General features: G+C 71.6%; 1 protein-coding gene. It reads right to left on the reverse strand.

From position 1 onward, the window contains the following. Nucleotides 1-28: 28 nt before the first annotated feature. The gene (locus ACI2K4_RS35765; RefSeq protein ID WP_404517585.1) at nucleotides 29-13,309 is read right to left on the reverse strand and encodes an SDR family NAD(P)-dependent oxidoreductase; all 13,281 of its coding nucleotides are present in this window, start codon (nucleotides 13,307-13,309) and stop codon (nucleotides 29-31) included. Between the last annotated feature and the right edge of the window lie 5 nt (nucleotides 13,310-13,314).

Here is a 13,314-nt window from a genome sequence, read left to right on the forward strand (position 1 = left end):
CTCGCCAACTCCATCTGCTCGGGGCGGGTCAGTTCGTGCCGAGTTCGCTGTCGAGCAGGCTGAACAGCTCGTCGTCGTCGGCGGCGGCGATGTCGGCATCGGCGGTCGGGGCGTCGTCGGCACCGGTCGACCCGGCGGCGGTGGTCCAGCCGGCGAGCAGCGCTCGCAGCCGGAGCGCGACCGTGGTCCGCGTCGCCTCGCTCGGGGTGCTCGTGGCCAGGCTGGACTCCAGCCGGGCCAGCTCGGTCAGAAGCGCCGTGTCGGCCTCACCCGCCGCCGGGGCGAGCCGGTCACGCAGGGCCTCGGCCAGCGCCAGCGGTGTCGGGTGGTCGAAGATCAGCGTCGGGGCGAGCCGCAGGCCGGTGTCGCTGGCGAGCCGGTTCCGGAACTCGACCGCGGTGAGCGAGTCGAAGCCCAACTCCCCGAAGGCGCGGTTGTCACCGATCTCGGCCGGGCTGCCGTGGCCGAGCACCGCGACGGCGTGGCCGCGGACCAGGCCGAGCAGCGTACGGGTCTGCTCGGCGGCGGTCAGCGCGGCCAGGTGCGTGCTCAGCGCACGATCCCGACCGGTAGCGGCGACCGGGCGGGCCGCCGGACCGGTCGACGCCGGCACCGGTACCAGGCCGGTGAGCAGTTCCGGAAGCCGTCCGGCGGCGGCCGCCGGACGCAGCGCGGGCAGGTCGAGGCAGACCGGGGCGACCAGGGCGGCGTCGACGCCGAGGGCGGCGTCGAAGAGGGCGAGCGCGTCCCCGGTGGGCAGCGGCACGATCCCGCCCCGCTGGAGTCGGTCACGGTCGGCGTCGCCGAGGGCGGAGCCCAGACCTGCCTCCCACAACCCCCAGGCCAGCGAGGTGGCCGGGACGCCTTCGGTCCGGAGCCGGGCGGCGTACGCGTCGAGGAACGCGTTCGCGGCGGCGTAGTTGGCCTGACCCGCGTTACCGAGCAGCCCCGCGATCGACGAGAAGAGCACGAACGCGCGCAGCGACTGACCGGCCGTGGCCTCGCGCAGGTTCACCGCCGCGTCGACCTTGGCGGCCAGGACCGTCGACAGCCGGTCCGGTGTCAGCGAGGTGAGCATCGCGTCGTCGGTGACTCCGGCGGCGTGCAGCACCGCGCCGACCCGGACCTGGCCGAGCAGCCGGCGTACGGCTTCCGGGTCCGCCAGGTCGCACGCCTCCAGCCGGACCTCGGCGCCCGCCTCGACCAGTTCGCGGACCAGTGCGGCGGCACCGGGTGCCTCGGCACCGCGCCGGCTGACCAGCAGGAGGTTCTTCACCCGGTGCCCGGTGACCAGGTGCCGGGCCAGGGCGGCACCGAGCGCTCCGGTGGCGCCGGTGAGCACCACCGTCTCCGCACCGAGATCGAGCGTGCCGGGTACGTTCGGCGCGGTCGCCGCCTCGACCAGGCGCGGCACCAGCACGGTGCCGGCCCGGATCGCCGCCTGCGTGAGCCCGGCCCGGACCACGCCCGCGACCAGCGCTCCCCCGTCGGTGTCGGTGTCGGTGTCGGTGCTCGGGTCGGTGCCGGTGCTCGTGTCGGTGTCGATCAGCGTGAACCGGCCGGGGTTCTCGGTCTGGGCGGCCCGGACCAGGCCCCAGAGCGCGGCGTGGGTCAGGCCGGACACGGTGTCGGCCGGGCCGGCGGCCACCGCACCCCGGGTCAGCACCACCAGGTGGCTGGCGGCCCAGGCCGGGTCGGTGACCCAGGACTGGAGGATGCCGAGGGCGACCGTGAGCGCCTGCCGGACCGCGAGCGGATCGGCCGGAGGTGGGGCGGTCGCGTCGAGCAGGACGACCGGGGGCGCGTCGGGCAGGACCGGCAGCGGTTCGCCGAACGGCAGGTGGTGCCAACCCGTCGCCTCGGCGTCGGCGACAACCTCCGGGGCGGGCCGCCACCGCACGGTGTAGAGCCCGGCGGTGCCGGCGAGCGGCTGCGCCGCGACCGGCCGCAGCGCGACCCGGTCGATCTGGGCCACCGGCAGGCCGGTGCCGTCCGCGATCGTCAGGCGTACGCCGCCGGGCCCGTCCGGGCTCAGCCGGACCCGCAGCGCGGTCGCGCCACCGGCCAGCAGTCGGACACCGGAGAACGCGAACGGCAGGTGGATGTCCGGGCCGGCGAGCAGACCACCGGCGGCGACGGCGTGCAGCGCACTGTCCAGCAGCGCCGGGTGAAGCGTGAAGCCGGCGGCCGGTTCGGCGAGTTCGACCTCGGCGTACACGTCGTCCCCGGCACGCCAGGCTCGACGCAGGCCGTGGAACGCCGGCCCGTACCCCAGGCCGGCGTCACCCATGGCCGGGTAGAAGTTGGCAAGGTCGAGTTCGTCGGCCCCGGCCGGCACGGTGACGGTGACCGGCTCGGCAACGCTCTCCCCGGTGGAGAGCAGGCCGACCGCGTGCTCGGTCCAGGGCTCCTCGGCCCCGGTCCGGGAGTGGACGGTCACCGGCCGGCGGGCCGCCTCGTCCGGCGCACCGACGGTGACCCGGACCTGTACGGTCTCCCGGCGCGGCAGGAGCAGCGGGGCGTGCAGCAGCAACTCGTCCAGCACCGGCACGCCGACCTGGGCACCGGCCGTCAGCGCCATCTCGACCAGCGCGGCGCCCGGCACAACGGTGCGACCGTGCACGGTGTGGTCCAGTGCCCAGGGGTGGGTCGCCTCGGCGAGCGAACCGGTGAACAGCACCATGCCGGTACCGGGCATCTCGCCAGCGGCCCCGAGAATCGGGTGACCGGTGCCGGTCAGGCCGAGGCCGGTGACGTCACCGGTGACGCCGGCCCGGGGCCGGGGCCAGAACCGCCGGTGCTGGAACGGATAGGTCGGCAGGTCCGCCACGGCCCGGCCGACCAGGGCGGCCCAGTCGACGGGCTGACCGTGCACGAACAGCTCGGCGACCGCCCGCAGCAGGGTGTCCGGCTCCGGGCGGTCCCGGCGCAGCGCGGCCACCGCCGTCACGTCCGGCTTCGTCTCCCCGACCAGGGCGGTGAGCACGCCGTCCGGGCCGAGTTCGAGCACCCGGCTGGCATCGAGGGCCGCCACCGCGTCGGCGAACCGTACCGGCTCGCGGACCTGCGCCACCCAGTAGTTCGGATCGCTCCACTGGCCCGGCTCGACCGGTCCCCCGGTGACCGTGGAGACGGCCGGGATCGTCGGCTCGGCGAAGACCAGCGTCTCCACGACGGCACGGAACCGCGCGAGCATCGGCTCCATCAGCCGGGAGTGGAAGGCGTGGCTGGTGCGCAGGCGGTTGGTCTTCCAGCCCCGCTCCGACGCCAGCATCGCCGCCCGCTCGATCTCCGTCTCCGCACCGGAGACCACGACCGAGTTCGGCGCGTTCACCGCCGCGACGTCCAGATCCGGGAGGGCCGCCCGTACCTCGGCCTCCGCCGCCCCGATCGCCAGCATCGCGCCACCGACCGGAAGGGCCTGCATGAGTTGCCCGCGCGCGGTGACCAGCTTGGCCGCGTCGGCGAGGGTCAGGACCCCGGCGGCGTACGCGGCGGAGATCTCGCCGACCGAGTGCCCCGCCACCACCTCGGGCGTGATGCCCCACGAGCGCACCAGCGCCAGCAGGGCCACCTCGATCGCGAAGATCGCCGGTTGGGCCCAGCCCGTCTGGTCGACCGACGTCTCGTCCGGCTCCGACAGGTTCAGCGCCTCACGGACCTCGTCGTACGCCGCCGCGAAGACCGGGAACAACTCGTACAGTTCTCGGCCCATCCCGGCCCGCTGCGAACCTTGCCCGGTGAAGACCACCGCCAGACGTCCTTCGGTGGCGACACCGGCGACGGCCCGCTCGGCGAACTCGGCGAGCGCGTCACGGTCCTCGGCCAGGAGCACGGCGCGGTACGGCAGGGCCGCCCGGGTGGCCAGGCCGGCGGCGAGCCGTGCCAGCGGCAGGTCGGACCGGTCGGCGACCCGGACGGCCAGTGCGTGCAGGGCCTCCCGGTCGGCGGCGGCGACCACGATCGGGGTCACCGGCAGCGTCGCCGGTTCAACCTGGGCCGGCGGCGCGGGTGCGGCTTCGAGGATGACGTGGGCGTTGGTGCCGCTGATCCCGAACGACGACACCGCCGCCCGACGTGGCCGACCCACCACCGGCCACTCCCGCGCGGCCGTGAGCAGCTCCACCGCGCCCGCCGACCAGTCAACCCGCGACGACGGCGCATCCACGTGCAGCGTCGCCGGCATAACACCGTGCCGCATCGCCTGCACCATCTTGATGATCCCGGCGACACCGGCGGCGGCCTGCGTGTGACCCAGGTTCGACTTGACCGAACCCAGCCACAACGGCTCACCAACCCGATCCCGCCCGTACGTCGCCAACAACGCCTGCGCCTCGATCGGATCACCCAACGACGTACCCGTACCGTGCGCCTCGACCACGTCCACCTCGGACGCGCCCAAGCCGGCAGACTCCAACGCCGCCCGGATCACCCGCTGCTGCGACGGACCATTCGGCGCGGTCAGGCCGTTCGACGCACCATCCTGATTGATCGCACTGCCACGGACGACCGCCAACACCGGATGCCCGAGACGCTCGGCGTCGGAGAGCCGCTCCACCAGGAGCATGCCCACACCCTCGCCCCAGCCGGTGCCGTCCGCACCCTCGGCAAACGACTTGCACCGGCCGTCGGCGGCCAGGCCACGCTGCCGCGAGAAGCCGACGAAGGTCGCCGGGGTGGCCATCACCGTGACCCCGCCGGCCAGGGCCGAATCGCACTCACCGTTGCGTACCGCCTGCACGGCGAGGTGCAGCGCCACCAGCGACGACGAACACGCCGTGTCGACCGTGACCGCCGGCCCCTCCAGACCGAACGTGTACGACACCCGCCCCGACGCGACGCTGCCGCTCGTACCGAGGAAGCCCTCGGCGTTGTCGGTCGACTGGTCGAGCACCAGGCCGTAGTCGTTGTACATCACACCGACAAACACCCCGGTACGTGAACCACGCAGGGCCTGCGGGTCGACTCCGGCGCGCTCGAACGCCTCCCAGGACGTCTCCAGCAGCAACCGGTGCTGCGGATCCATCGCCAACGCCTCACGTGGCGAGATCCCGAACAGGCCCGGATCGAAGTCGGCGGCGTCGCGCAGGAAGCCACCGTGGCGGGTGTACGACGTACCCGGGTTGCTCGGGTCCGGATGATAGAGCGCTTCCAGGTCCCAACCACGGTCGTCGGGAAAGGTCACAATCCCGTCCCGGCCGGTCGCGACCAGTTCCCAGAGATCGTCCGGGGTGCTGACGCCGCCCGGGTAGCGGCAGGCCATGCCGACGATCGCGATCGGCTCGCCCGGATCAACCGTGGTGGCGACGGTGGTGGTGGCGACGGTGTCTCCGCCGGCAAGTTCTCCGGAGACAAAGGCGGCCAGGAGGGCCACGGTCGGATAGTCGAAGACCAGGGTCGACGGCAGGCGCAGCCCCGTCGCGGCGGTCAGACGGTTGCGCAGCTCGACCGCGGTGAGCGAGTCGAAGCCCAGTTCGGTGAAGGCCCGACCAGCCGCCACCCGGTCGGCGGAGGCGTACCCGAGGACCTCGGCGACCTGGGTCCGAACCAGACCGAGCACGGCGTGATCGCGTTCGGCCGAGGGCAGGGCCGCCAGTTGCCGCCCGAGTACGTCCCGGGCCGGGGCGTTGGCGCGGGCCGGCGCGAGGCCCCGGAGGAGCGGCGGGACAACGGTCGCGTCGCGCAGGGCGCTGATGTCGATCACCAGTGGGGCGACGAGTGCGGTTCCGGTGCCGAGGGCGGCGTCGAAGGCAACCAGCCCCTGCTCCGGCGTCAACGGCAGCACACCACCGCGCCGCATCCGCTCCCGATCGGCGTCGGTCAGGGCGCCACCCATGCCGGCGTCCCACAGACCCCAGGCGAGCGAGGTCGCCGCAACACCCTTGGCACGAAGCCGCACCGCGTACGCGTCCAGAAACGCGTTCGCCGCCGCGTAGTTACCCTGACCCGCGTTACCGAACAGACCCGCCGCCGACGAGAACAACACCAACGCCCGCAACGACTTGTCCGCCGTCGCCGACACCAGATTCCGAGCCGCATCAACCTTCGCCCGGAACACGTTCTCCAGGCGCTCCGGAGTCAGGTCAGCCAACAACGCGTCGTCGAGCACACCAGCCGCGTGGACGACGGCGGTCACCGGCTCGTCACGCAACACAGCCGCGACCGCAGCCCCGTCGGCCAAGTCACACGCGACCGAACGCACCTCCGCCCCGTCGACCACCACCTCACGACCCGAACGAGACAACAGCAACAACCGCCGTACCCCATGGGTCGCCACCAGATGACGGGCGATCAGACCACCGAGCGTCCCCGTCGCCCCGGTGACCACCACAACACCGTCACCGAACTCCACCGGATCCGACGGACGAACCCGCACCAACCTTGGCACCCGCACCACACCATCGCGCACCACCACCTGCGGCACCGGATAGAACACATCCTCCGCACCATCAAGCAAGTAGATGCGGTCCGGATGCTCCGACTGCGCCGACCGCACCAACCCCCACAACGCCGCGCCATCCGGATCAGTGACCCGCTCACCCACCGCACCAAACGTCCGCACCACCAACCGCGAATCAACCCACGCCGGATCAACCAACCACGACTGCAACAACCGCAAAAGACGGGCGACACGATCACCAGCCGCACCCGAAGCCGTCGCATCCACCAACAACACAGGAGCCGAATCCGGCAACCCATCGCCGAGCGCCATCACCACCGGAACCTCGGCAGCCGAGGCAACCTCCTGCGGCACCCACTCGACGCCGAACAACAAGCGGTCGGCGCTGCTGGTCAGTTGCCCGGCCGTCATGGGGCGCAGTACCAGGTTCTCGACCTCGCCGACCGGGAGTCCGGAGGGGTCCGCCATGGTGAGCCGCACCGCGCCCGCCGTGGGGCCGGGCACCAGCCGTACCCGCAGGGCCGCGCCCGCCGGCCGCTCCCAGCGCACACCGGAGAAGGTGAACGGCAGTTGAGCACCGCCCGCGGTGAGCAACCCACCGACGCCGATCGCGTGCAGCGCCGCGTCGAACAGGGCCGGATGTACGGCAAATCCGTCGGTCACCTGGTCGACCGCAACCTCGGCGAACACGGTCTCGCCGCGCCGCCAGACCCGCCGCAGGCCCTGGAACGCCGGCCCGTAGCCCAGTCCAGCGTCCGCGAACGCCTCGTACGCGCCGTCCAGGTCGAGTTCGTCGGCGCCAGCCGGCGGCCAGACGACCAGTTCGGTGTTGTTGTCGCTGGGCGTGGGCGCGGCGGTGAGTACACCGGTGGCATGGGTGGTCCATGCGGCGGGCTCGTCGTCCGCGCGGGAGAAGATCGTCACCGTACGCCGGCCGGTGCCCTCGGGCGCCGCGACCAGGACCTGTAGCCGGATGGACGCCCCGGACGGCACCACCAGCGGGTCACGCAGGACCAGTTCCTCCACCACCGGCGTACCGGCCCGATCCCCGACAGCCAGGGCCAGCTCGACCAGCGCGGTGCCCGGGACGATCGGCGTGTCGTGTACACGGTGGTCGCCGAGCCAGGGCTGATTCGAGGTGTTGAGGGTTCCGGTGAACAGCAGTGCGGCGCTGTCGGGAAGCTCCACCGTCGCCGCGAGCAGCGGGTGGTCCAGGGCATCGAGGCCGGCGGTGGTCACGCCGCCGGTCGGTAGCGTCGGTTCCAGCCAGTACCGCTGATGCTGGAACGGATAGGTGGGTACGTCGGCGCGGCCACCGTCACCGAGCACCGTACGCCACTCGACGTGCTGCCCTCGAACGAAGAGTTCGGCCAGGGCGCCGAACAATGTCGTGGTCTCGTCCCGGTCCCGCCGCAGCGCGGCCACCACGGTCACGTCCGGGCTCGTGTCGCCGATGAGGGCGGTCAGCACGCCGTCCGGGCCAAGCTCGAACACCCGCTCGGCGCCGAGGGCGGCAACCGCGTCGGCGAACCGGACCGGCTGTCGAACCTGCCGCACCCAGTACTCCGGATCGGTCCACTCCCCCGGCGCTACCGCCGCGCCGGTCACGGTGGAAACAGCCGCCAGCACTGGTTCGGCGAACGTCAGGGTCCGCACGACGGCGCGGAAGTCCGCGAGCATCGGCTCCATCAACCGCGAGTGGAACGCGTGACTCGTCCGCAACCGCGACGTCTTCCACCCATGCCCGACAACCCGCTCGACGTCAGCCTCGGCCCCCGACACCACCACCGCGTCCGGACCGTTCACCGCCGCGACGTCAACCTCCGGAAACGCCTCCCGAACCTCGACCTCAGAGGCACGCACCGCGAGCATCGCCCCACCAGCCGGCAACGCCTGCATCAACCGACCCCGAGCAGCAACCAACACGGCAGCATCCGGCAGGGACAACACCCCAGCCGCATACGCAGCGGTGATCTCACCAACCGAATGACCCGCCACCACATCCGGGTTCACACCCCAAGAGCGAACCAACGCCAACAACGCCACCTCAACCGCGAAGATCGCCGGCTGTGCCCAACCCGTCTGATCCACCACCGCCTCGTCCGGCACCGGCAAACCCAACAACCCGCCAACCTCGTCGTACGCCGCCGCAAAAACCGGGAACGCCTCGTACAACCCCCGACCCATGGCCAACCGCTGCGAACCCTGACCCGTGAACACCACCGCCAGACGACCAGGACCGGCCGTGCCCACCAGCGGGTGAGATCCGTCAACGACCGCCGCCAACCCGGTATCCAGGGCCGCATCGTCGTTCGCAAGGAGAACGGCGCGGTGCCGCAGTCGCGCTCGGGTTGCCAGAGCCCGGCCAACCCGGTCCAGGGGTACGCCGACCGGTAGTCCCTGCCGAAGCCGCTCGGCGGCCTGTCGCAGCGCCTCCGGCTCGGCAGCGCTGAGCACCATGGGAACGATCCGCGATGTGGCGACGGCTGCCGGAGCCGGTTCGGCCGTCGGTGCTTCGAGGATGACGTGGGCGTTGGTGCCGCTGATCCCGAACGACGACACCGCCGCCCGACGCGGCCGACCCACCACCGGCCACTCCCGCGCGGCCGTGAGCAGCTCCACCGCGCCCGCCGACCAGTCAACCCGCGACGACGGCGCGTCCACGTGCAAAGTCGCCGGCATAACACCGTGCCGCATCGCCTGCACCATCTTGATGATCCCGGCGACACCGGCGGCGGCCTGGGTGTGACCGAGGTTCGACTTCACCGAACCCAGCCACAACGGCCCACCAACCCGATCCCGCCCGTACGTCGCCAACAACGCCTGCGCCTCGATCGGATCACCCAACGACGTACCCGTACCGTGCGCCTCGACCACGTCCACCTCGGACGCGCCCAAGCCGGCAGACTCCAACGCCGCCCGGATCACCCGCTGCTGCGACGGACCATTCGGCGCGGTCAGGCCGTTCGACGCGCCGTCCTGGTTCACCGCACTGCCCCGGACAACGGCCAGCACCGGATGCCCGAGACGTTCCGCGTCGGACAACCGCTCCACCAGCAACATGCCGACACCCTCGGACCAACCCGTACCATCCGCACCCTCGGCAAACGACTTACACCGACCGTCGGCCGCCAACCCACGCTGCCGCGAGAAACCGACGAACGTGTTCGGCGTCGCCATCACCGTCACACCACCGGCAAGAGCCGCGTCACACTCACCACTACGCAACGCCTGCACCGCGAGGTGCAACGCCACCAACGACGACGAACACGCCGTGTCCACCGTCACCGCCGGCCCCTCCAGACCGAACGTGTACGACACCCGACCGGACGCGACGCTGCCCGAACTGCCCGTGCTGAGGAAACCCTCGACACCCGGCGGCACCTCGGCGGTCTGCGAGCCGTAGTCGTGGTACATCACACCGGCGAAGACCCCGATCTGCCTGCCGCGCAGTCCCATCGGGTCGATCCCAGCCCGCTCGAAAGCCTCCCACGACGTCTCCAGCAGAAGACGTTGCTGCGGGTCCATCGCCAACGCCTCACGTGGCGAGATCCCGAACAGGCCAGGATCGAAATCACCGGCGTTCCGGAGGAACCCGCCCTCGCGCGTATAGGAGGTGCCGGGATGGTCGGGGTCGGGGTGGTAGAGGTTCTCCAGGTCCCAGCCGCGATCGTCGGGGAAGGAGCCGACCCCGTCTCCGCCGGCCACCACCATGTTCCACAGCTCTTCCGGGGAAGCGACTCCACCGGGATAACGGCAGGCCATGCCGACGATCACGATCGGGTCGTCGTCCACCCGGACGCGATGGGTGGTCGTGGCGACGGGCCCGGTCACACGGGAGAGCTGTTCCCCGAGGAAGGCGGCCAGCAACGCGGCGTTCGGGTAGTCGAAGACGAGCGTGGACGGCAGGCGAAGCCCGGTCACGGCCGCCAGGCGGTTGCGCAGCTCGACCGAGGTGAGCGAGTCGAAGCCCAGCTCACTGAAGGCCCGCTCGTGGTCGAGCTGATCCGGGGAGGCATACCCGAGAACGGCGGTGAGCTGGGCGCTGACCAGCGAGAGCAGGGCGCGGGCCCGGTCGTGCTCGGGAAGTACGGCCAGGCGCTGGGCCAGCGGGCTGTCCCGCGTGATCGTGACCCGATTCGGTGCCAGCCCGGTCAGCAGCGGTGATACGTAGTCGGCGGTGCGGAGAGCCATGGTGTCGACGCCCAAGGCCGCGACAACCGGACTGTCGCTGACGAGCGCCGCGTCGAAGGCGGCCAGTCCCTGCTCCGGCGTCAACGGCACCACACCACCACGCCGCATCCGCTCCCGATCGGCGTCGGTCAGGGCGCCACCCATGCCGGCGTCCCACAGACCCCAGGCGAGCGAGGTCGCCGCAACACCCTCGGCACGAAGCCGCACCGCGTACGCGTCCAGAAACGCGTTCGCCGCCGCGTAGTTACCCTGACCCGCGTTACCGAACAGACCCGCCGCCGACGAGAACAACACCAACGCCCGCAACGACTTGTCCGCCGTCGCCGACACCAGATTCCGAGCCGCATCAACCTTCGCCCGGAACACGTTCTCCAGGCGCTCCGGAGTCAGGTCAGCCAACAACGCGTCGTCGAGCACACCAGCCGCGTGAACAACGGCGGTCACCGGCTCGTCACGCAACACGGCCGCGACCGCAGCCCCGTCGGCCAGGTCACACGCGACCGAACGGACCTCCGCCCCGTCCACCACCACCTCACGACCCGAACGAGACAACAGCAACAACCGCCGTACCCCATGGACCGCCACCAGATGACGGGCGATCAGACCACCAAGCGTCCCCGTCGCCCCGGTGACCACCACAACACCGTCGTTGCTACCACCGAGATCGACCGCACCGCCAGACACGGCAAGCCGGACCAGCCTCGGCACCCGCACCACACCATCACGCACCACCACCTGCGGCACCGGATAGAACACATCCTCCGCACCATCAAGCAAGTAGATGCGGTCCGGATGCTCCGACTGCGCCGACCGCACCAACCCCCACAACACCGCACCATCCGGATCAGTGACCCGCTCACCCACCGCACCAAACGTCCGCACCACCAACCGCGAATCAACCCACCCCGGATCAACCAACCACGACTGCAACAACCCCAACAAGGCAGCCGCACGATCACCAGCCGCACCCGAAGCCGTCGCATCCACCAACAACACAGGAGCCGAATCCGGCAACCCATCGCCGAGCACCATCACCACCGGCGCATCCGCCGACACGGCCACGTCCTGTGGCACCCAGTCCACGGCGTAGAGCAACCGGTCGGGCACGCCCGACCGGAGCTGGGCGGCCGAGACCGGACGCAGCACCAGACCGTCAACAAAGGCGACCGGAAGACCTGACGCGTCGGCGAGCAGCAGCCGTACCGAGTCGGTGGTGCGGCCAGCGGTAAGCCGGACCCGGAGCGAGTTGGTGGGCTGACCGACCACCCGTACGCCCGAGAAGGCGAACGGCAGTTGCGCTCCGTCGGCCGCCGGCAGCAGGCCACCCATCCCGAGAGCGTGCAGCGCGGCGTCGAACAGGGCCGGGTGCAGACCGTACCCGTCGGTCGGCTCGGTAATCGCCACCTCGGCGAAGACGGCTCCGTCGGTACGCCAGGCACGTCGCAGGCCCCGGAATACCGGCCCGTAGCCCAGGCCCGCGTCGGCGAACGCCTCGTACACACCGTCGAGGCCGCATGCCTCGGCGTCGACCGGCGGCCACACGACCAGGTCGGCGTCCTGCTCGGCCGGCGTCTCGTCCGACGCGGAGAGCACGCCACTCGCGTGCAGGGCCCAGGGAGCCTCGTCGTCGGTCCGGGCATGAACGGCGACCGGGTGCCGTCCGTCGCCGTCCGACGCGCCGATCGTGGTCCGGACCTGCGCGCCGCCGGACGCCGGAAGCGTCAACGGCGCCTGGAGCAGCAGTTCGTCGAGGACCGGGGCGCCGATTCGGGCACCGGCGGCGAGCGCCATCTCGACCAGGGCGGTGCCGGGGACGACCGTGGCGCCGAAGACCACATGGTCGGCCAGCCACGGGTGAGTGGTGACCGACAGCCGACCGGTGAGCACGATCCCCGGCGCGTCCGGGAGCGCGATGGTCGCGGCGAGCATCGGATGGCCCGTCTCGGCCAGGCCGAGAGCGGTGGCATCAACGGTGTGCAGGGGCCGGCGGTGTGGCCAGAAGCGCTGATGGTCGAAGGCGTAGCTCGGCAGGTCGAGGCGTTTGCCGCCGCCCAGCACCGCCTTCCAGTCGATCGTGAGGCTGGTCGAGTGCAGTTCGGCGAGCGCGTTGAGCAGGGTGGTGACCTCGGGCCGGTCCCGGCGTAGCGCTGCCACCGCCACGACGTCCGGGGTCACGGCACCGACCAGAGCGGTGAGCACCGCGTCCGGACCGAGCTCGAACACCCGCTCGGTCCCCAGAGCGGCAACCGCGTCGGCAAAGCGGACCGGCTGGCGAACCTGCCGCACCCAGTAATCCGGATCGGTCCACTCGCCCGGCGCGACCGCCGCGCCGGTCACCGTCGACACTGCGGGGACCGTCGGCTCACCGAAGGTCAACCCACGAACAACCTCGGCGAACTCGGCCAGCATCGGCTCCATCAGACGCGAGTGGAACGCGTGACTCGTCCGCAACCGCGACGTCTTCCACCCCCGCTCCGCAGCCAGCCCCACCACCCGCTCGACCTCAGCCTCGGCGCCGGACACCACCACCGCGTCCGGACCATTCACCGCCGCGATGTCGATCCCGGGGAATGCCTCCCGAACCTCGACCTCAGACGCACGCACCGCGAGCATCGCCCCACCCGACGGCAACGCCTGCATCAACCGACCCCGAGCAGAAACCAACACGGCGGCGTCAGCCAACGTGAGCACCCCAGCCGCATACGCAGCGGTGATCTCAC

It is taken from the genome of Micromonospora sp. NPDC050397, assembly GCF_044901685.1.
GTDB lineage: Bacteria > Actinomycetota > Actinomycetes > Mycobacteriales > Micromonosporaceae > Micromonospora_G.